The organism is Enterococcus songbeiensis, assembly GCF_005405265.1.
In the GTDB taxonomy this organism is placed as follows: Bacteria; Bacillota; Bacilli; order Lactobacillales; family Enterococcaceae; genus Enterococcus_C; species Enterococcus_C songbeiensis.
Window position 1 is genome coordinate 1 of record NZ_BJDS01000025.1, and the last position, 21,410, is coordinate 21,410.

Below are 21,410 nucleotides of genomic sequence, written 5' to 3' on the forward strand. Positions count from 1 at the left end.
TTTCTTTGTGGCATACAAAATCCCCCCTATACAGGACTTTTATATTTCAGTGTCCTATATAGGGGGAGCATATCAAGATTCTGGAACGTTTTTCTACTTACACATATTGCAATACTTTTTCTGCTTGGTAGGCGTGATCAATCAACCCGCCGCCTAAACATTCCATGCCATCGTAAAATACAACAGCTTGTCCCGGAGTAATTGCTCGTACAGGTTCGTCGAAAATCACTTCCGCCCGATCGCCTTTAAGTAAACGAACAGTCACAGGAACATCTTGTTGACGGTAACGGAATTTAGCCGTGCACTTAAATTCTGTTTCCTTTGCTCCGTTAGTAGTGAAATGAATTTCGCTGGCATCCAAACGATCCGCGTACAATGCTGGATGATGGAAACCTTGACCCACATACAAAGTATTCGTCGCCAAATCTTTTCCTACCACAAACCAAGGTTCGTGGGAGGCACCGCCACCACCGATTCCAAGGCCTTGACGTTGTCCGATGGTATAATACATCAACCCATCGTGATCGCCTTTTTCTTCCCCATCAAGGGTAATCATCTTGCCTTTTTTAGCAGGCAGGTAGTTGCTTAAAAATTGTTTGAAATTCTTTTCACCGATGAAACAAACGCCTGTAGAATCTTTTTTCTTTGCGGTTGCTAAACCCGCCCGTTCCGCAATTGCTCGAACTTCTGATTTTTCCATTCCTCCAAGAGGAAACATGGTTTTACTTAATTGTTCTTGAGACAATTGACTTAAAAAATAGGTTTGATCTTTGTTTTGATCCACGCCACGGAGCATATGCACCACGCCGTTTTCATCTGTTTCGACTTGTGCATAGTGACCTGTCGCAACATAATCTGCACCTAATTCCAACGCATAGTCCAAAAAGGCTTTGAATTTGATTTCTTTGTTGCACATTACGTCTGGATTTGGGGTTCTACCGGCACGATATTCTGCTAGAAAATACTCAAATACCCGATCCCAATATTCTTTTTCGAAATTCACCGAGTAATAAGGAATTCCGATTTGTGCCGCAACTTTGGCTACATCTTTGTAGTCTTCCGTTGCCGTACACACACCATTTTCATCCGTGTCGTCCCAATTTTTCATAAAAATTCCTACGACATCGTACCCTTGCTCTTTCAGCAAAAGGGCCGTTACCGACGAGTCTACCCCGCCGCTCATGCCGACAACCACACGTGTTTGGCTGTTTGCCATGTTCTCACCATCATTTCAATCTAGATTCCGAAAACTCTACGATTTGAAGGTCGCAACTTTTCAGTATCTGCCATTATACAACAGAACGGTGAGAAATTCACTTGTTGAAGATTTTCTTTGGATATTTTTAGAAAGCAGGAAGCATTTCTCAGCGTAATTTCGCCAACTCTGCTGCTTTTTCCGCAGCAATCTGATCGATTTGATTCTCAGAAATCGGTGTTCCAAAAGGCATTTTTTCCGGTAAAAAATCCAGCTCCGGTGCATCTACGCCAACATTTATATTTTCTGGAATCGGCACACTGTAATGATGGATATGCCCATGAAGATTGCGAATATTTTTGGTGGTTCCCAACAACATCGGGTAATGGGTCAAATAATATTGGTGGTGATTGAACTTCAATAATACACCCACATCTTCAAAGGCAAATTTATTTTCACCTGTACTTGTTTTCGGATCATTTTCAGCCAAATACTTAAAAAAATCCCGTGTATCATGATTTCCTTTGATAAAAACAATTTTTCCCCGCAACTGGCTGAGGATTGCTAAAATTTCTGGAAAACCCGCCTCATAGTTTGGATGCATGGCGACATCGCCAAGATGATAGACTGTATCTTTATCCTCCACCACCAAATTCCAATTGTGAATCATCGTTTCGTGCATTTTTTTTGTTGTTTTAAACAAACGGGGAGCAAAATCGTTTTTTCCTAAAAGCGAGTCGTGAAAATAATGGGTATCACCGGTAAAAAATTTCATCGCTTTTTCCTCCTATAACACAGCAAGAGGCTGTTTTGTCGTAGGTTTTGGAAAGGCAGCATCTATTTTTTGCCATTCCACTTCTGTCAGCTCCAATTCTGCTGCCTGCAAATTATCCAATACATGTTCCTTATTGGAAGATTGTGGAATAGCAATCGTTTGGTTGTCTCGCAGAGTCCAGGCAAGTAACAGTTGGAAAACAGAGCATTGATGTGCCTGTGCAATTTCCAGGAGAACCGGATTTTTTTGGAAATCATTCCCCAAACTGTCTCCTTGAGCGATTGGGGAATAAGCAATCAACGGCAGCTTTTTTTCTCGCATCCATGGCGAAAGATCAAATTCAATCCCACGACTGCCCAGATTGTACAGCACTTCATTGGTCAGGCAGTTTTTCCCTTCAGGAATCTGCCAGAGTTCCTCCATATCTGCCACATCAAAATTAGAAACACCCCAGCGCAAAATCTTTCCGGCTTTTTGGGCTTGTTCCATCGCCGCAACCGTTTCTGCCAAAGGAATTTCTCCTGTCCAATGAAGCAAATACAAATCCAAATAATCAGTATTCAAACGTTGCAAGGTTGCCTCCAGATGATTGGGTAGCTTTTGCAATGAGGCATTCCAAGGATAAATCTTTGAAATCAGATACAACTCTTTTCGATTGAAGGGCTGAATGGCTTCTCCCACCAAGCTCTCTGAATTGCCTTCTCCATACATTTCTGCCGTATCAATAATCGTTGCGCCTTGTGCCAGACCCGTTTGCAGGGCTTCGATCTCTGCTGCTCGTTTGTTTTTTTGATCTCCCATGTGCCACGTTCCTAGCCCAATCGGTAAATGCGGTGTCCCGTTCAATAGGATTCTCTTCATTTTTTATCACCTCAGTTTAAGTATACGGTAGGGGACAAATTCAAACAAATAATCCTACCTAAAAATGAAAGCAAAAAAACAGCTCCAAGAAATTTCTCGGAACTGCTTCGTCTTATGCTTTTTCAAATAATCCCCGGCTGATAAAACCGTCCATCAGGAAATAAAATTTTTCCTGCAGCATTTTATGACTCTCATCTTTAAAAATATTGACGGCCTTCAATCCGTTGGAAGTCGTTATCGACATCTTTAAAGTCTTGATATCTTCGGAAACCGTGATTTTCAGCTTTAAGCCTTCCTTGCTTTGCGGTGTTGCTTCTAGCGGACGGATCAATTGAAAATTGCCACCGTTCGTTTCTGTAAAACCATTGTCTCGCAACGTGTAACGCTTGGCAGAAGGATTGATTCGGTAAGAAATATCTGCTCCTAAAACTGTCGCTTTTTCTTGGAATGCCATTTTTTCACCTCAAATTAGTAGTCTTTCCTCTAATTATAAAAGTTTTATAACAGATTTGCCAGCCCAACTCTAAAAAAGAAAAATTATTTGGATGCAGAAACAGTATTTGTCAACAGTGCAGCAAATTCTGCAACAGCTTCTTTGGTGTTGCCCAAGCCAAAACTGATTCGAATCGATTGATGGATCGCCATCGAGTCAGTACCATACATTGCTTCTAACACATGGGAAGGCTCCACATTTCCTGCGGTACATGCTGAACCAGTAGAAATCGCCGCCCCTTTCAAATCCAGTTTCATCAATAATAAATCATTGGCAATTTCCGGAAAAGCCAGGTTCCATACATGAGGCAATTTGTGTTCTTCGTCTCCGTTGATTTGATAGGTAATCTTTTTTTCATCCAATGCTTGAAAAAGAAGTGCCGCAAAAGCATGATACTTTTCTGCGTTTTCCTTTTGTTTTTCAGGCGTCAAAATTTCTACGGCCTTTGCCATACCGCCGATTCCCACCAGATTCTCGGTGCCTGCACGACGTTTTTCTTCCTGCTCTCCTCCATGAAGATAAGAAGGAATATTGATACCATCTTTCTTGAATAAAAAGCCGACCCCTTTTGGTCCGTTGATTTTGTGGGCGGAGATACTTAGCAGATCAACCCCATCTTCATAGGGACTCAGCGGAATTTTTCCATACGCCTGCACAGCATCTGTATGGAAAATAGCTGGATGATCTTTTAACAGCTCGCCAATTTCTTTGATTGGCAGCAAATTCCCTGTCTCATTGTTAGCGTACATGACTGAAACTAAAATCGTATCTTCCCGTAATGCTTTTTCCAACTCTGATACATGAAGCTGCCCTTTTTCATCGACAGGTAAATAGGTGACCTCAAAGCCCTGCGTTTCCAAAAAGCGCATGGCTTCCAACACCGCCGGATGCTCGATAGCGGTCGTAATCAAATGCCTACCTTGTTCTTTTCGTGCATAGGCCGTGCTAATGATTGCTGTGTTATCCCCTTCTGTTCCACCACTGTTAAAAATAATTTCATGGGGTTTAACGGTCAAACTATTCGCAATAATCTGCCGAAAATTTTCCAATTGTTCGTGGGCTTGCCGACCATAATTGTGAATACTTGAAGGGTTGCCAAAGACATCCTGCATCAGCCGGCTCATTTCCGTAACAACTTCCGGATGCATCGGTGTCGTCGCCGCATGATCTAAATAAATGTGTTCCATTGCCTTCACCTTTTCTTTTTTTACTAGGCACATTCTAGCACAGAATGGACGGGAAACCAAAGATCAACCAACTTTTCAAACGATTCTTCCTTTTTTTCAACTTGAGCTGTTTGCTGCATAACTCACCACGGCTCGCCAGTATCTGTCGATCGGTATAAACAGTTATGACCTAAATCGTAGAATTTAGATAGACTCAGGGAAACTCGTTTTAAAACTTTATCTTTTGGTTGATTGTTTTGTAAAAAAAGACAAGGAATCTAAGAAAACTTATGCAGCTTTCTTAGATTCCTTAATTAACAATGATTTAATTTATCGAGCTTTAAACATCTTTAATAATCAAATTGACGATAATAACGGCGAATATCAAGCGGATGACAATTCAATTTTTCCACATGTGCATCAATTCGTTGAGTAACACAATGCATTAGTAAAAATGATAACACTCTTCCTCTATATTTCTCACTGATTCCTTCTACAGGATAATCCTTGGAATCGATTAGGGTATAATCCCCACAAATCCGTGGAAGTAAATTAGCTACTCGTTCAGATAAAGGACGTTGTTCATCTTCACCTAAAAATACTGTAACCGGCGTCGTTTCATCAACGATTTCTAATGTTCCATGGAGAAATTCAGCTGCATGAATTGATTTTGAACGAAGCCAACTTTGTTCTTCCCAATAGCACATCGCATATGAGTACACAGCTCCCCATTGATTCCCTGCTCCAATAAAATAATGCATAGAATCATGGCGATGTTTTTCAGCAAATTCTTGTCCAAACTTATCTGCCTGCTTTTCTGCTTCAACTAAACCAACAGCCAAATGATTATCTAATTCTTCATAATATTCTTCATAGTCTTCAAATTCATTATTATTCTTCATCAATCGATCTGCAACCATAAAAAACTTAATTTGCTCTGTGCCTGGTGCTGGATAGGTGATGACATAATCACATATTTCAGCAAGTTGGCTACCTTCTGCATCAACAAAGCCTAGTAGTGTAGCACCGACTTTTTCAATTTCCTTTGCTGCTTTAACAACTTCTTGGGTTGTCCCGGTAACTGAAGATAAAATAACTAATGATTTATTCGTCAAGCGTTGATTCCCAGTAGTATAATATTCAGCTGCATGTTGTACATAAACAGGTAAGTTACTTTTTCCATTAATATACGTTACTGCCTGCATCGCAGAAGCATAGGTTCCGCCAATACCTAAATAATAAATATTATCAAAACCCTTTTTATATACCTCGTCAACAATTTTTTCGACATTTGAACGTAATTCTAAAGCACCTTGGATATCCTTGATTTGTTTTTCTTCATTAAATTTTAGCATCTTTTATCTCTCCTTTTTATACACCTAATACGCCAAAATAAGTTAATACGATTCCGATAAATGTTGCACCGATAATTTGCCACAAAACATTTACATTCTTTTTATTTAAATAATAGAAAATAAATAAAGCAGCTAAACTCAGTATTCCTGGCATTACACCATCTAGAATACTTTGCATTGTCTCGGTCGATTCTCCAGTACCTATTTTTATATCCATATTGATATAAACCATACTACTTGTCATGGCGCCAATAACCATAACTCCTAAAATTGAGGCAGCATTTTTAAATGTATCCATCATTCCAGACTTTTCAATCTTATCTAGATACCCGATACCTAATTTGTAACCAAAAATCGCACCGTAATATCTTAGAACATAACCTGGAATATTATAAATCAGTAAAAATAGAATTGGACCGAGTACATTGCCGCTTTTTGCAAGTGAAGCAGCTAATCCTGTGGCGATGACTCGAATAGTTCCGATGAATATTGAATCTCCAATACCTGACAATGGTCCCATCAGAGCGGTTTTGATAGAATTAATGGACGATTCGTCAAAATTTTCTGTCGTTGCTTTTGTTTCCTCCATAGATGCAACAACACCACCAATAAATGGTACAACTTGCGGCGTACAATTAAAAAATTCCATATGTCTTTGTAGCCCTTTAACATATTCGTCCTTGTTATCTCCGTACAGCTTTTTCATTAATGGTGCCATCATATGAGCAAAAGCCAAGTGCATTTGTCTTTCATAAGTCCAGCCAAATTCCATCGGTAACGATCTCCACATAATGTTGATCAAATCTTTTTTAGTTACTTTCTTCTCATTGTTAGAAGTCGTCATCATCCAATACCTCCCCGTCTGTTGCTATAGGTTGCTGTGTATTTGCTTTGTTATTGTACATAATAAATACAAGAATTAACCCAAAAAGTGCTACTCCAAGTACTGGTACTTTCAAATACGAAGACAATAAAAATCCTAAAAAGAAATACGGCAAAATTGATTTATTCAAAATCATTTGTAATAGTATTGCAAACCCAATCGCCGGAAGTAAATTTGCAGAAACTTCAAGACCGTCAATAATTGGTTGTGGAATCATATCCAAAACTTGCTCGATTCTTGTACTTCCTAAGTAATAACCCACAAAACAAAGTACTCCTCGACGGAAACATTCTATTAAACCTACTGACCACAGTGCACCAGTAATTCCCCCTGCTTTCCCTTCCTCTGCATACCTATCCCCCACATGTGCGATCATCGGAAATACGATACTTAACAAGTTTCCTATAGCAAGAGACAGCATAGCAATTGGCATGGCAATAGTTACAGCAGCACCGATTCCCTTTCCAAGGCTTATTGCAAATGCTGTTCCAAGAACTCCACCAACAATGACATCCGGTGGAAGATATGCACCTACAGATACAGCTCCCATAAAAATAAGTTCTAAGGAAGCACCAATAATTATCCCTTGAGTAAAATCACCTAAAATCAGTCCTACTAATGGTCCCATGATAATCGGTCTATTTAGCAAATTAGACCCTATCGCAAAATCCATTGGTCCAAGAAATCCAACTAAGCCAATTAATAATGCTGTTGTTAAATTACTCATTTTCATTCCTCCTATTTATTTTTTTTATTGCATTCATCACATTTTTATCTACAGCTTTAGGATTCAAAAAATAGGTTGAATTTGCAAATTCAAAGGTGAAATAACCTTGATATGAATTTTTTTCAAACTCTCGCAAATCGCTTTCCATATTCCTCGTTCCATCCCCCCAAGCTAAATGGCCAGTTGGATTTCCATCAACAAAATGGCAATGGATGATTCTTTCTTTGAAGGTTTCAAAATATTGATTAATTGTTTCATGAGAACGTGCCATAGCTCCTAAATCCAAATTAATAAATAGGTTTGGATGGTCTACAACTTTTAAATACGCAACTAATTCATTAATTGTATTCACTAGGTGAGATTCCTCAGGTTGCAGCGCTTCTAGTGTCATTTTTACTCCTCTTAGCTCTGCATACTCCACCAATTCTCGCATTAAATCAGTCGACCGCTTCCATGCCTCAGAAGGATTCTCTGAATAGAAATCCCAACCAGAATTCATAGATACTATTGGACTTTCCAGTTCATTAGCTGCATCAATGGCATTTTTAAAATAATTTCTGGCTTTATTTATCAATTCGGGAGTTTTTGCCGCTAAACTATAGGGTTTGGGATTACTTTGTTCAGGAGTCAAACAGATAATATTTAATTCATTACTTACAAACTTCTTTTTAAAATCTTTTACATTTTGGTAATGTAAATTATCAATTTCAAAATGATGGGTACAAGTCCATAATTCAAAATTTTCAATTTCATTTTCTTTTAACGACTGAAAGAAATATTCAATCGGATAATTACGATAATAGTAATTCATTCCGGAGAATTTTGATTTATCAATCATACTCTCACCTCACATCTTTATAGAGTAGCAATTTATCGCTAGGAACTTGTCTGATTTCTACTTTTTTCCCAAGAGAAACTAATTCATCTAATAAGTTTAATTCTTTCGAAGTAACATTGATTGCCTTTGAAATATTTTTAGTATCTTCTCTTACTTTCGTTCCTCCCAAGTTGATTTCTGTTATATCTGGACAATTTTTTGCTATACGATACGCATCCTCCACTGATTCAACGACAATAAATAATTTATATTTATCTGTTACACCACTTTCTAGGGCAGCAATTGAATCTTCAATATTTTTAATAACCAATTTTACTCCCTGTGGCTTTGCTAACTTTATCGTTGTTTTTCGAAGATCATTCGTGGGTACATCATCATTTGCAATTAAAATACAATCGGCACCTAAATTTTGTGTCCATGAAAAGGCAACTTGTCCGTGTAACAAACGGTGATCTACTCGTGTCAATAAAATCATCTATTTTTCCTCCCTAAAAATCTTCTTCTTTTATTTCTTTTTGAATACTTTCATTACAAAATTGAATAGATTTCTTTGCGCTATCTAACGCTTGTTGAATAACTATTGTAATCGTACCAGTCGATTCAAGTTGAGTAACTAACTCAACTAAAAATGGTAAGTTTAATCCAGCAATCAAATAAAAATTAGGATTCTCAATATAACGTAAAAACTCGTTATTCACACTACCACCAAAAATATCTGTAACTATGATAATTTCATTTTTCTGATTTTCAGCTATTAATTCAGCAACTGATCGAGTTAAATCAAAAGTTTCCTCCAAGTAACAATCCAAAGCACTAATATTTTTATTTTTTCCACAAATTAATTCTAATGAACTTAAAATTCCTGATGCAAATTTCCCATGAGAAGCTAAAACTACTTTTCTCTCCAATACTGTTCACCTCACTTACACCCTAATAAACGCAAAAAGCGTGCCAAACTTAGTGGCACGCTTTCAACAATTATTAGAACTCACTATTTACTTCCGTTAATTCAGTCTTTCCAAAAAGAACATCATAAATATAAAACAATTCATAATCCGGTAATCGGACACTGTAAACCTTTTCCACGACACTAAATGCATCCTTTATCTCCGATAGCTCTTTTTCATGACACTTATGGTGAGTGTCACGACCAGTGTATGAATCAATGGGAACATTTCGAATAAGACGTTCAATCATACAACTTACATGTACATAAAGTGCAAGTTTTCGATCGTTCCTGATTTGAATATTCCATAGCTCTTCTAATCGCTTCATAAATAATTCGATTTGTACGATTACCTTTTCAGTATCCAAAATCGTCACAGATTGGATAACTTGATCCAAAGAAAAGTTTCGAATCATTTGATTATTAAAATAAGTAGAATCTTCTTTGTTCAAATCATTTTTAACCCAAGTTAGCAGTATTTCTGTCCCTTTTCCAGAAATTAATCTTTCCAATGAAATAAAAGGAACCCCTTTATGTCTTGGATTGTCTGTACCAATTATTCCAATGATGTCATATGGTTCAAACATTTTTTCGAATTCAGTTGGATTAGTTAATTGTTTATATTCACAAGGAATAATTTTAATCTCTAAATTGCTTGGCATACTTTTTTCTAAAAGATTACTTATTTGCACAGCTGTTCCAATTCCTGTTGAACAAGTGGTTATCAAAACTTTTTCTTTGTCTAATTCAGGAAGAATAATTTCCCATCTATTTTTATGAACCTTTTCTACAAGTGTTGGAATTTCCGTGATATTATTTCTTTTCTGTATTACTTCACCTACTGCAATGGCTAATCCGGTCGTTACATTATTCATGATGGCAATTGGGGCTTTGATATCTTTAGGAAAGTATTGATAAATTTCTTTCAGTGAACCCATGTCAAATAAGATCATCAAACCATTGGATATATCATTTTTTTCGATATAATGAGTAATATTTTCTGCTATTTTTTTAGGAGTTACATCTAAAGGCATATCAAAAGACTGAAAAATCAACTCATTCAATAAACGATTCGCTACATTCGCAATGCTACTAGCAGTCGCATAACCATGCGCTACAATAATAGCTTTTGGATGGGCATTTTCTTTAGAATACCCTGAATTGTTAATATAAATTGAAAGAATAATCCGGTCCATACTTGATAATTCAATATCCAGCGTATTTTTTACCAAAACTAAAATCTGTTCAGCATATTGATAACTATTAGGAAATCTGTGTCTGATATCTGCTAATAATTGTTCAATCAGAAGAATTTTTTCTTGTTCTTCTGGGACCCAGTCGACATCTCGCCTTTGAAAAAGATAATGACTGATTGCATATACAATACTTCCATTAAAACTAATTTGAAACGAATTCTCGATTGTTTCCAACATTTGTCGTACATGTTGAGTAATAAACAACATCATATTATGTTGTCCATCTTTTTGAACATCAAATAATAAATGATCAAAAAGACGTTCGATTTCTTTTGAAAGTTTGGGAGCTGATAACTCTAAACGCCGATCATTTTTTACATATTCTAAAAGAATTTTTTCATAAATTTGTACAATCCATTTCAATTCAGGTTCGTTTTCTTCAAGTAGAGTCTCAAATTCTTTACTCCCATCAATTATAATTGGAGCTAACATACCCGATTCATAAATTTCTTTGGTTGATGATAACAGGTATGTTGGAATCATATGGATAGTTATAGCTATTTCTTTTTTACTTTGAGAATTTGCAAAACTTTTGGCTACAATAATTTTTATAAGATTTTTTAATTCTCCGACATTTCCTTTATACTTCCGATTCATTAAAATATTGATTACCTTAGGTGAAATCGACATCTTTTTCCCAATTATTTTTTGTTCCTGATAAAAAGACTGTAGAATCAACTGCTTTCTTTCTGATTGTGTTCGTTCATTAAGCGCTGGAATTGGTATTTGAACAGGAATTCTTCTTAAAAATGTGGTTAAAAATGTACTGGTGCTATCTTCCGTTGTAGCAAATGCTAAACGACAATGAATTTTGATTGATTGGGTACTGTCACCAACTCGATGTATTACCCCGTTATCTAGATAGGTAAAAAGCTTTTCTTGACCTTCTGCACTCAATCGATGGACCTCATCAAGAAATAATAATCCTCCATCTGCAGCTTCAAATGCACCTTTTTGATCTTCCGTTGCACCTGTAAAAGCGCCTTTGACATGACCAAAAAGGCTGCTAGTTAAAAGTTCCGGATTATCTGCATACTGAGCACAATTAACAGTAACAAGAGGTGCCTCAGCTTCTAAGACATCATTTGCTATACAGTATTGATGAAATAGTGTTATCAAAAAAGATTTACCTGTACCACTAGCCCCAGAAAGGAATACTGGCAATCCACCATTAGGATACAGAGCAGCCATTTTCAGCTGTTCAATTGTATAAGATAAACTTCCGTGACTTCCGATAACACTCGAAAAAAAATCCTTTTTTTTATCAAAAAACGGCTTTTCTTCAGCTATTTCATTCAAATTTTGATAAATACTTTTTTCCAATGGGTAATTCTGATTCTCAAAAATACTCTTAGAAAAAAAATAAACGGGACGAGTATTTACTTTTACTAATACTCCCTCTTCTACAAGCTGATTTAAATGATGACTTACTGTATTTCTCTTTACATTAAATTTTTCAGCAATATTTTTCGCAGTAAAAATATCGCTTACATTACTAGTATCAAAAAAGGAAGTTTGATTTTTTATATATCTCAATAAGTCTTCTCTCAACAACTGAATACCTCCTACTCATTATCACTATAATAGCTGATTTTTTTTAGAATTCTATTAAATTTATGATTTCATTAAAAAATTCTATGTATTAAAAAAGATAGATAAACCTGTTCCGTTTATCTATCTTCATTTAAACTATTCAAAAGTCAAAAAATAAGAAACAAAATCTAATCTCACTGATAATCCTTTTTCTCCAATTTGAACAATGGACTCATTGGGGTGTTTTCATGGATGCGTTTGACTGCTTCTCCCATCAATTGTGCGCAGGTAACATACGTCAATTTCTCCGGATGGCGTTCGTCCGCCGTCCAACAGGAATCGGTGACGCAGATGTCTGCGATTGGTGCTTGGTCAAGTGTTGCTTTTGCGGTTTCTGAAAGCAATGCGTGAGAAGCACAGGCATAGACTTCTTTTCCGCCGGCTGCCTTTAATAATTCTGCGGCTTTTGCCATTGTTTCACCGGTATTCAAAATATCGTCTACCATGATACAATTTTTCCCTTGAACATCCCCGATAACATAGCCTTCGCTTTCTTCGGTTTCTTCCTGATCAACAATTGCGATCGTCGTGTCCAGATATTCTGCCAAACTACGGGCACGCTGCACACCAGAATTTTTTGGCGAAACCACCACGTAATCATCCCCCGTCATACCCCGTTTGCGATAATAATGGGCAAAAAGCGGCATGGTAAACAAATTATCTACCGGAATATCAAAAAATCCTTGTACTTGCACGGTATGCAGATCCAATGTTAGCACACGGGTAGCACCGGCTTCCACTATCATATTGGCAATCAGTTTAGCCGTAATCGGTTCATGGGGTTTAGCGGTCCGGTCTTGTCTGGCGTAAGCATAATAAGGCAACACCACATTGATGGTTTTGGCGCTGGCACGCTTCATTGCATCAATCATAATTAACAATTCCATGTAATAATCATTCACAGGCTTGTTCGTTGCTTGAATCAAATACACATGGGCGCCCCGCACACTTTCTTCAATACTGATGGAAATTTCGCCATCACTGAATTGTTTGATAGAGCAGCGACCTAAAGTTGTTCCGAACACTTTTGCGATTTTTTCTGCAAGGGGACGATTGCCATTCAAACTAAAAATTTTCAATGAATCGTCTTGATATTTCTCAACCATTTTTGCCTCCAAAAAGTTTTTTGTCCTCAGTGAGAAACCACTGATTGTGTTTGCTTCGACAAATCTCGTTTCACTTCTGCTTATTCTACCATACTTTTCATGAAATTTTTATAACGGGAGCGAAATTGTTCCATTGATCCAAGCAGCAGGAATGACTTTGCGATGGTCTCCCCAATTATCATGGACTTTGAAAAAACGCTGACCATCTTCCGTTTCCAAATAAGCATAGGCAACCACCCAATGATTACCGTAACTGCTGCCTAACCCTCTCATCAAACCCAAAATGACCGGACGGCCTTGATCGATTCGTTTCGTTGCCCGGTGCCAACCTCCCAGCATGGTTGTTCGTGCCCGATAAGGCAGTTTGTAAAAATCAAAATAGCGAGACAATCCATACCCGACTTGGATCGGCAAAGTTGGCAATCCATGAGGCTGAATCAGTAAGTGCAAAATATCAATCAACGATTTCGAAGTTTGGGCATTTTTATTCCGAAGATTTGCTGGAATAATCTTTTCATCAACATAATCTTGATAATAAGCTAAAAAAACCGCGGCTGCATAAGTACCACAAAGATAACCACTAGGCGTCATCCAACGACGATACCGAGAAAAACGTTCTTCGGGTATTCCTATCCATTCATTTGTTGTCATTGTTTTCCCTCGTTTCTCATTTGATCGTACCCTTTTCAAATAGAAAATTTCATAAACGATTGGCCATTCTACTTTTGAAAAAACAGCGTTAACATCTTCCTCATTATAACGAAAAACCGCAAAATCTGCTATTCGGACTCATTTGATAAAAATTTTTTTGATTTTTGTTATACTACAAGAAACATCACTAAAGGAGATTTATCCAATGAACTACGCCATTTTTCTGCGGGGAATCAATACGGGGGGCTTGACCATTAAAATGAGCGAGCTGAAAACCGTCTTACAGCCCCTAGCTTTTGAAAAAATACAAACAATTTTAGCCACCGGGAACCTTTTGATCCAAACAACCTTACCGGCAGATGCCGCACTGCAACAAGTCATTGACTGTTTGAGCGCTCATTTTCAAACGCCGATTTCTGGATTGATTCGCACAGAAAGTGAAGTCCGAGAATTGCTTCATGACATTGTCACAGACGTCCCTGCAACCCACAATCAAATGGTTCTCTTCACTAACGCCGAGCTATATCCTGAATTAGTGGCTGAATTTGAAATCTTTCCTCACGATGCCCATGAATGTCTCAAAAAAACAAGTGGGTATGACCTACTTTGGGTCGTCAAAAAAGGGGAAACCACCAAAAATTTTGGCGGGAAAGTTTTGGGAAAAGCAAAATACAAACCTTTGCTGACTTCTCGAAATCTGACGACCATCAAAAAAATTGTTGCTGCATTTGATAATTTTTAGAAAATTCTCAAAAAAGCATTCATTTCCTTTGTTAAATTACCAAAGGTGTACGATAATAGAGAAAACACGGAACCGATTTGCAGTAATCCAGTAGATCGACTCAAAAAAATTTATGCGCTACGAAGGAGTAACCTGAATGACAGATTTAGTTAAAACAGATTTTTATGATCATGTAAATGGCGAATGGGTCAAAACGGCTGAAATTCCTGTCGATAAACCAGCTACCGGCGGTTTTCAGGATCTGGTCCAAGACATCGAACAATTATTGATGGCAGAATTTGCCGAAATGGCTACAGGAACCAAAGAAATCCCTGCCGGACGTATGAAAGATGCGATTGAATTTTATAAACTTGCCAACGATTATGAGACCCGCAACAAATTAGGCGTTGAACCAGTCAAACCGTTATTGGCAAAGGTTGCTGCCTTAAATTCACTTGAGGAATTAAATCAGCAATTTCCAGAATGGGTGCTGGAAGGAATGCCGTTGCCTTTTGCTTTGGACGTTGACCAAGATATGAAAGATACACAAACCAACGTGGTTTACGCATATCCAGCATCCACGTTCTTACCTGACAAAACCTATTATGAAGAAAATCATCCCCAAGGACCTGAATTATTAAAAGTCTTTTCTGAAATGACCGTCAGTATTCTAGAAAAATTTGGCAAAACCAACGAAGAAGCAGCTGCAATCGTTGCTGATGCTTTGGCCTTTGACCGTTCAATTGTTCCCCATGTCCGCAGCTCGGAAGAAAATGCCGATTACAGCAAAAATTATAATCCAAAAAGTATTGCCGAGTTTGCTGCCTATTCGAAAGAACTTGATTTAAAAAAATTAGTCAATGACCTCGTTCACGACACACCTGGAGAAATCATTGTCACCGAACCAGAATACTTTGCTGCATTTCAACAAATCGTTAATCCCGAAACCTTTGCTTTGCTGAAAAATTGGCTTTTGGTTCAAGTCAGCCTTTCTTATACCAGCATTTTAAGCGAAGACTTACGTCAGCTTGGCAGTACTTACAGCCGCTATCTTTCAGGAATCGATGAAGCGGCCCCTCAACAAAAAGCGGCGTATTATTTAGCTACCAATCGCTTTAGCCAAGTAGTAGGTGACTATTACGGCAAAAAATATTTTGGAGAAAAGGCGAAGCAAGATGTGGAACACATGGTAGAAGCCATGATTGCAATCTATCAAAATCGGTTGAAAAACAATACTTGGCTAAGTGAAAATACACGGGAAAAAGCGGTGGTTAAACTGGGGACATTGGGAATCCAAGTTGGCTATCCGGAACGAATTCCTGAACTTTACGATGCCTTCATCACAAAACCGGCAGAAGACGGCGGTACGTTAGTGGAAAATGCGCGCTTTTTTAGCCGTTTGGTCAGAGAAGACAATTTCAGCCGTTTCCATAAACCAGTAGATCGCAAAGAATGGGAAATGAGCGCTGCAACAGTCAATGCATATTACCATCCCTTCAAAAATATTATCGTCTTTCCAGCAGCAATCCTACAAGCACCATTTTATAGCTTGGAGCAATCCTCCAGTGCCAACTATGGTGGAATCGGTGCGGTAATCGCCCATGAAATTTCCCACGCCTTTGATAATAATGGCGCAAAATTTGACGAATTCGGAAATTTGAATAATTGGTGGACAAAAGAAGATTTGACCCACTTTGAAGATCTTTCCAAAGCCATGATTGCTGAATTTGACGGCATCTCTTTTGCTGGGGGTAAAGTCAATGGAACCTTGACCGTTTCAGAAAATATTGCAGATGCGGGCGGTCTAAGCTGTGCATTAGAAGCTGCAAAAAAAGAAGCAGATGTTTCTTTGGAAGACTTCTTTACCAATTGGGCAAAAATTTGGCGGACCAAAGCACGGGAACAATACCAACAATTGTTGTTGTCCATTGATGTCCATGCACCAGCCAAATTACGGGCCAACGTTCAAGTGAAAAATTTGGATGACTTTTACACTACCTTCAATATTACAGAAGAGGATGCCATGTATCTGTCTCCAGAAAAACGGGTCCACATCTGGTAAACCATTGCTTTACAAAAAAGTGCCGCAGGAAATTCCAACATTTCCTGCAGCACTTTTTTATTATTGTTTCATCGCCTTTTTGATCATCTCTGCCAATGAAGAAAATTGCGAATGGTCGTTGACCACTTGATCCGCTTCTTCCTTTTTCTTAGGGTTTTGCAAAAAAGCAGGTAGTTGACTCGCATGTTGAATGCCAAGTTTTCCTAATAAATCATCCAATTGACTAAAATCTGTGTACTTTTTCAAAAAATTATTGTTCAGTAAATTTCCTAAATCAATGTTTTCCTTTTGCAAGTCAGAAATAATCCCGGTGATATCGGACATATCAAAGCCATCTTTTAAGCGATCAAGAATACTCATTTTGATTCCCCCTTTTCTTTTAAGTATACGGGAGAAAAACGATTTTCTCGAAAATAATGCTTAGACTAATCAATGATCTCAGCGCCAAGAGTTTGCGCAAAATGCCGCAAAGCCCACTCATGACCGACTGGATCAAAGCTGGCAACCGCCTCTTTAAAAATATGCAGTTGATAACCTAAGTTATAGGCGTCCACGGCAGTATGCAGCACACAAATATCTGTACAAACACTGGTTAAATAAAGATCGGTAATGCCCCGTTCCCGCAAGCGAATATCTAAATCCGTCCCGCTGAAAGCAGAATAATGCCGTTTATCGATCCAATAAACCTGTTCCTTGTTTTCTTCATAAACCTCAGCCAATTTCCCGTAAAGTTGCCGTCCACTTGTACCAATCACATTGTGTGGCGGAAACAAATGGTTTTCAGGATGATACTTGTCTGTAGGATCATGGGCATCGATGGCAAAAACAACAAACGCCTGCTGGCGGATAAATTCTTGGGTTCGAGCAACGAGGGTGCCTTCAATTGCCTGCCCAGCAGCTCCGGTGGTCAATTTTCCATCTGTCGCAACAAAATCATAGGTATAATCAATCGAAAGTAACGCCTTCATTGCAATTCCTCCTAAAAAATTTTTTTCGTCTTGTTTCTTGCCCCACTGGTCACATTTTTTCGTTAAATTATTTCAACTGCTTCACAAAATCAATCACTAATTCGGCAGAACGTTTGCCGGCTTCTTCAATAAATTCATCAAAACTTTGAGTGGCTTCGTGATCGGCGGTATCGCTGATTGCCCGCAACACTAAAAAGGGAATATTAAATTGCTGTGCCGTTTGAGCGATCGCAGCCCCTTCCATTTCACACGCCAATGCATCTGGAAAGATCGATAAAATCTGCTTGATTTTCTCTGGATGATCCACAAAACTGTCTCCTGTCACAATCAGTCCTTTTTTTACCCGCTGCTGTCTTGCCTCTGCAACTTTAGTCATTTCAGCAATCAAATAGCGGCTGGCTTCAAAATACAGAGGCATTCCGCCTGGCAGTTGCCCAAGCTCATACCCAAATCCAGTGACATCGACATCAAAGTAAGCCAATTTTTCAGAAACAACTAAATCTCCTACGGCTAACCCTTGACCGATTCCGCCGGCAGAGCCTGTGTTGATTACCATATTTACTCCGTACTGCTGAATCAGCAGGCTGGTGGTGATTGATGCAGCCACCTTGCCGATGCCGGAGCGAACAACGATCACTTCATGAGGTCCTAAGGTTCCTGAAATAAACAAAGCATTCGCCCGTTCCCAAAAAATTGGTACCTCCAATTTTTCCCGTAGTCCCTTGATTTCCTCTTCCATTGCTCCGATAATCCCGATTTTCATTCTGTCCTTCTCCTCCGTCTTCTCGATTTTCCTAAAATAAAAAGACCAGCAACATGACAACTACCAATAGTAAAAAAACAATGATGATAGCTTTCATCAAAAAATTGTTCCATTCACGGGATTTTTGTTTTTCCCCCGTTCGTGTTTTGGTAACTGGTTTATTTTTTTTGTTTTCCTTGCGATAAAAATTTGAGATTTCCTTCTCTTCTTTTTTGTACTCTTTTGCCGCCTGTTTGCTGGTTTTTTGTGGCTGAGGTGTTTCCTCTGTTTCCAGTTCCCGTCGTTTGCGTAATTCCGTGCGGGTAATCAAGGGCTCTTTTGGCATCGTTTTATTTCCCCCTTAATTGTTCAAGTTCCCAGTATTGAACAGCAAAAAGTGTTTTGGCATCACAAATTTGTTCCTCGGCAATCGCCTGCTTGGCTTCATCCAAAGTCAAAAAGTATAATTCCAGCACTTCATCTTCATCTTGCGGTAAAGGATTCGCAATCTTTGTTAAACCTTGTGCGTGATAAAGATGCAGCAGCTCATCGGCAAATCCCGGTGATACATACATCGCCGCCACAGGTACCATTTTTTCCGCACGATAGCCGGTCTCTTCTTCCAATTCCCGTCTTCCAGTCTCTTCAGGATGAGCGCCTTCTCCCGGATCAATTTTCCCAGCTGGAATTTCCAGAATCACCCGTTCCAACGGTTTACGGAATTGTTTGACAAAAAGCATTTTCTCATCAATGATGGCAATAATTCCTACGCCGCCGGGATGAAAAACCAATTCCCGCTTTGCTGTCTCGCCATTGGGAAGTTGCACCTCGTCCACCGCAACATCGATAATTTTTCCGTTAAAAATTTCTGTTCGCTTGATCGTTTTTTCTTCAAAATCTTCAAAGGAAAGCATTCTTTTCCCTACTTTCTATTGTTTCGTTTGCTTGTAGTATACCTAATTTTTCCGTTCATTGCGTTACATTTTACCATAAAGGTTATGATTTTCCTAAATTGAAAAAATCAATCCCTAGTCTGATTTTTTTCTTTCAGCTTACATGCTAAAATGAGAATGTAAAGTTGATAAGAGAGAAACTACTCAACTATTGTTTAGGAGGGTAATGAGAAAAAGAATACTTAGTGTATTCGCTGTAATCGGTATCGTGATCGGTATTCGTTTTATCTTTCGTGCCACAGATGGCGGGATCGGCTTTTTCCCAGGTATTTTGATCATCGCCGGAATTTTATTGATTCTTTTCGGTTTAAGAGGAAAACATAAAGTGGTGAAAAAAGAAGAATTGCCTGTGCTTTCTAAAGAAAAGGAAGCTCATTACCTTAAAAATGGCATGAGCGAAAGCGAGATCGCTTTTTTCCGGGAAACAATGAATCAATCCAAACAGCAGATCGAACAGTTGCAAGTCAACCTCAACAACAATGCCAAGTTAAAGGCAATCGATCTGCGGCATGACACATTGCGGGCGGCAAAGGCGCTTTTCAAAGAATTAGTAAAGGAACCACAAAAACTGCATTCAGCCAGTCACTTCCTTTACACGCATTTGCCAAACATGGTGGATCTTACCAATAAATTTATCGAGATTAACGGCCATGAAATCAAAAGCAAAGAAACCTACGACAAAATCGAGGAAAGTTCCCAGATTATCGATCAGATGGCAGCCTTGATTAGTCAAGACTACCAACAGTTTGTCGCTGATGACTTAGATGACATCGATGTCGAGCTTTCGATTGCCAAACAAAGCCTAAAACGAGATAATAGTTAAAAGCAAAAAATCTAGCAAACCGCTAGATTTTTTTCGAATGAAAAATAAAAAAACTAAAAAAATTCCAATACTCTTAGGAGGAGAAGTAATGACTGAACAATTACCACAGACAAAAGATGTCGATACAACCCTAGATGATTTACTGAACAATCCCTTTTCCACTCCAATCGGTACCTTGACAGAAACCCAGCAGACTGAAATCAACGCCTTAAAAGAGCAGCAAAAAGCCAATCGTCTGATTGATAAATTGCCGCCAGAACGACAAGCACAGGCACAAGAATTAGCCACAAAGATTGATGCAACAGATCAACAAGCTGTGATTACTTACGGCGCTGTTGCTCAAGAAAAGCTCAGCTCCTTTTCACAGTCTATGCTAAACCACGTTCAGGCCTCTGATATTGGTCCTGTGGGGGATTCATTGACTGAGTTGATGTATCGACTACAAGAAGCCAATCCGGACGAATTGCGTGCAGGAGAAGGCAATATTTTCCAACGGGTGTTTGGCAAGGTCAAGCAATCCATTTATGAAATCACAGCAAAATACCAAAAAATCGGTGCCCAAATTGATAAAATCGCCGTAAAATTAGAAAAAGAAAAAGACGGCCTCTTAAAAGATAATCTGATGTTGGAACAGCTTTACCATAAAAACAAAGATTATTTCGACGCTTTGAATATTTATATTGCCGCCGGTGAATTGAAACTGGAAGAACTGCAAACCAAAATTATTCCTGAAGCGATGCAAAAGGCCCGAGAATCCGGAGATCAAATGGATGCGCAAATCGCCAACGATTATACGCAGTTTCTTGATCGTTTAGATAAACGGACCCATGATTTGCGGCTGGCTCGTCAAGTAACAATCCAGCAAGCACCGCAAATCCGTCTAATCCAAAATACCAATCAGGCTTTAGCAGAAAAAATTCAGGCATCCATCAATACAGCCATTCCTTTGTGGAAAAACCAAGTAGTCATCGCCTTGACCTTGCTTCGTCAAAAAGATGCCGTGACGGCTCAACGACAAGTTTCAGAAACGACAAATGACTTATTGAAGAAAAATTCTGAAATGTTGAAGGTTTCTGCCATTGAAACGGCCAAAGAAAACGAACGGGGATTGGTCGACATTGAAACCTTACAAAAAACGCAAAATGACCTTGTAGAAACCATTCAAGAAACCCTGCGTATCCAAAAAGAAGGAAAAGAAAAACGCCGGGCAGCTGAAATTGAGCTTGGCAATATGGAAGAAGATTTAAAACAAAAATTACTCGACATGACTTCAAACCACAATTAACCGCAAAAAAA

Annotated in this window: 23 protein-coding genes; 4 read left to right on the forward strand and 19 right to left on the reverse strand. The window is 38.5% G+C overall.

The features are described 5' to 3' along the window. Positions 1 to 97 precede the first annotated feature (97 nt). The 14 genes from mnmA to FFM66_RS10385 all read right to left on the reverse strand — a co-directional run bounded on the left by mnmA (position 98) and on the right by FFM66_RS10385 (position 13,845). Complete coding sequence (gene mnmA / locus FFM66_RS10320; RefSeq protein WP_137605872.1) at positions 98 to 1,216, reverse strand: tRNA 2-thiouridine(34) synthase MnmA; 1,119 nt, start codon at positions 1,214 to 1,216, stop codon at positions 98 to 100. A gap of 148 nt (positions 1,217 to 1,364) precedes the next feature. Further along, positions 1,365 to 1,970: a metallophosphoesterase gene (locus FFM66_RS10325; RefSeq protein WP_137605873.1), complete on the reverse strand. Its 606-nt coding sequence runs from the start codon at positions 1,968 to 1,970 to the stop codon at positions 1,365 to 1,367. Positions 1,971 to 1,982: 12 nt separating this feature from the next. Next, entirely contained in the window at positions 1,983 to 2,831 is an 849-nt protein-coding gene (locus FFM66_RS10330; protein ID WP_137605874.1) for an aldo/keto reductase, read from the reverse strand. A gap of 112 nt (positions 2,832 to 2,943) precedes the next feature. After that, the gene (locus tag FFM66_RS10335; protein WP_137605875.1) at positions 2,944 to 3,285 is read right to left on the reverse strand and encodes a DUF1831 domain-containing protein; all 342 of its coding nucleotides are present in this window, start codon (positions 3,283 to 3,285) and stop codon (positions 2,944 to 2,946) included. An 83-nt stretch (positions 3,286 to 3,368) separates the two neighbouring features. Next, positions 3,369 to 4,511: a cysteine desulfurase family protein gene (locus tag FFM66_RS10340; RefSeq protein ID WP_137605876.1), complete on the reverse strand. Its 1,143-nt coding sequence runs from the start codon at positions 4,509 to 4,511 to the stop codon at positions 3,369 to 3,371. 329 nt (positions 4,512 to 4,840) lie between these two features. After that, on the reverse strand, positions 4,841 to 5,845 hold the full coding sequence (locus FFM66_RS10345) for an SIS domain-containing protein (RefSeq protein ID WP_048603829.1): 1,005 nt from the start codon (positions 5,843 to 5,845) through the stop codon (positions 4,841 to 4,843). 16 nt (positions 5,846 to 5,861) lie between these two features. Then, positions 5,862 to 6,692 carry a PTS system mannose/fructose/sorbose family transporter subunit IID gene (locus tag FFM66_RS10350; RefSeq protein ID WP_137605877.1) on the reverse strand — a complete coding sequence of 277 codons (831 nt, stop codon included), beginning with the start codon at positions 6,690 to 6,692 and terminating at the stop codon, positions 5,862 to 5,864. Beyond that, positions 6,676 to 7,455: a PTS mannose/fructose/sorbose/N-acetylgalactosamine transporter subunit IIC gene (locus tag FFM66_RS10355; protein WP_048603827.1), complete on the reverse strand. Its 780-nt coding sequence runs from the start codon at positions 7,453 to 7,455 to the stop codon at positions 6,676 to 6,678. Before FFM66_RS10355 ends, FFM66_RS10350 begins: the two co-directional genes overlap by 17 nt. Further along, complete coding sequence (locus FFM66_RS10360; protein WP_137605878.1) at positions 7,448 to 8,293, reverse strand: sugar phosphate isomerase/epimerase family protein; 846 nt, start codon at positions 8,291 to 8,293, stop codon at positions 7,448 to 7,450. Before FFM66_RS10360 ends, FFM66_RS10355 begins: the two co-directional genes overlap by 8 nt. Before the next feature lie 4 nt (positions 8,294 to 8,297). Continuing rightward, complete coding sequence (locus FFM66_RS10365) at positions 8,298 to 8,768, reverse strand: PTS sugar transporter subunit IIB (protein WP_048603825.1); 471 nt, start codon at positions 8,766 to 8,768, stop codon at positions 8,298 to 8,300. A gap of 13 nt (positions 8,769 to 8,781) precedes the next feature. Beyond that, complete coding sequence (locus tag FFM66_RS10370) at positions 8,782 to 9,201, reverse strand: PTS sugar transporter subunit IIA (protein WP_137605879.1); 420 nt, start codon at positions 9,199 to 9,201, stop codon at positions 8,782 to 8,784. A 73-nt stretch (positions 9,202 to 9,274) separates the two neighbouring features. Further along, positions 9,275 to 12,049 carry a sigma-54-dependent transcriptional regulator gene (locus tag FFM66_RS10375; protein ID WP_137605880.1) on the reverse strand — a complete coding sequence of 925 codons (2,775 nt, stop codon included), beginning with the start codon at positions 12,047 to 12,049 and terminating at the stop codon, positions 9,275 to 9,277. Between the two features lie 173 nt (positions 12,050 to 12,222). Further along, entirely contained in the window at positions 12,223 to 13,194 is a 972-nt protein-coding gene (locus FFM66_RS10380; protein ID WP_048603822.1) for a ribose-phosphate diphosphokinase, read from the reverse strand. 108 nt (positions 13,195 to 13,302) lie between these two features. Continuing rightward, positions 13,303 to 13,845, reverse strand: coding sequence for a C39 family peptidase (locus tag FFM66_RS10385; protein WP_048603821.1), 543 nt, complete (start codon positions 13,843 to 13,845; stop codon positions 13,303 to 13,305). Positions 13,846 to 14,050: 205 nt separating this feature from the next. On the opposite strand from FFM66_RS10385, the gene FFM66_RS10390 reads away from it, so the two are divergent. After that, a complete protein-coding gene (locus tag FFM66_RS10390; RefSeq protein ID WP_137605881.1) occupies positions 14,051 to 14,587 on the forward strand; it encodes a DUF1697 domain-containing protein in 537 nt (178 codons plus the stop codon). A 136-nt stretch (positions 14,588 to 14,723) separates the two neighbouring features. Continuing rightward, the gene (locus FFM66_RS10395) at positions 14,724 to 16,628 is read left to right on the forward strand and encodes a M13 family metallopeptidase (RefSeq protein ID WP_137605882.1); all 1,905 of its coding nucleotides are present in this window, start codon (positions 14,724 to 14,726) and stop codon (positions 16,626 to 16,628) included. Between the two features lie 60 nt (positions 16,629 to 16,688). Here the strand turns inward: FFM66_RS10395 and FFM66_RS10400 are convergent, their stop codons facing one another. The 5 genes from FFM66_RS10400 to FFM66_RS10420 form a co-directional block, all read right to left on the reverse strand. After that, positions 16,689 to 16,988 (reverse strand): hypothetical protein, encoded by a 300-nt coding sequence (locus tag FFM66_RS10400; protein ID WP_048603818.1) that lies wholly within the window; start codon positions 16,986 to 16,988, stop codon positions 16,689 to 16,691. A 65-nt stretch (positions 16,989 to 17,053) separates the two neighbouring features. Then, on the reverse strand, positions 17,054 to 17,596 hold the full coding sequence (locus FFM66_RS10405) for a cysteine hydrolase family protein (protein WP_137605883.1): 543 nt from the start codon (positions 17,594 to 17,596) through the stop codon (positions 17,054 to 17,056). Positions 17,597 to 17,663: 67 nt separating this feature from the next. Next, complete coding sequence (locus tag FFM66_RS10410; protein WP_137605884.1) at positions 17,664 to 18,359, reverse strand: 5'-methylthioadenosine/adenosylhomocysteine nucleosidase; 696 nt, start codon at positions 18,357 to 18,359, stop codon at positions 17,664 to 17,666. 31 nt (positions 18,360 to 18,390) lie between these two features. Next, entirely contained in the window at positions 18,391 to 18,684 is a 294-nt protein-coding gene (macP, locus tag FFM66_RS10415) for a cell wall synthase accessory phosphoprotein MacP (RefSeq protein ID WP_048603815.1), read from the reverse strand. A 4-nt stretch (positions 18,685 to 18,688) separates the two neighbouring features. Continuing rightward, positions 18,689 to 19,252 (reverse strand): NUDIX hydrolase, encoded by a 564-nt coding sequence (locus FFM66_RS10420; RefSeq protein WP_048603814.1) that lies wholly within the window; start codon positions 19,250 to 19,252, stop codon positions 18,689 to 18,691. 205 nt (positions 19,253 to 19,457) lie between these two features. On the opposite strand from FFM66_RS10420, the gene FFM66_RS10425 reads away from it, so the two are divergent. Beyond that, positions 19,458 to 20,114 carry a 5-bromo-4-chloroindolyl phosphate hydrolysis family protein gene (locus FFM66_RS10425; RefSeq protein ID WP_048603813.1) on the forward strand — a complete coding sequence of 219 codons (657 nt, stop codon included), beginning with the start codon at positions 19,458 to 19,460 and terminating at the stop codon, positions 20,112 to 20,114. An 88-nt stretch (positions 20,115 to 20,202) separates the two neighbouring features. Then, the gene (locus FFM66_RS10430; RefSeq protein WP_048603812.1) at positions 20,203 to 21,399 is read left to right on the forward strand and encodes a toxic anion resistance protein; all 1,197 of its coding nucleotides are present in this window, start codon (positions 20,203 to 20,205) and stop codon (positions 21,397 to 21,399) included. Positions 21,400 to 21,410 lie beyond the last annotated feature (11 nt).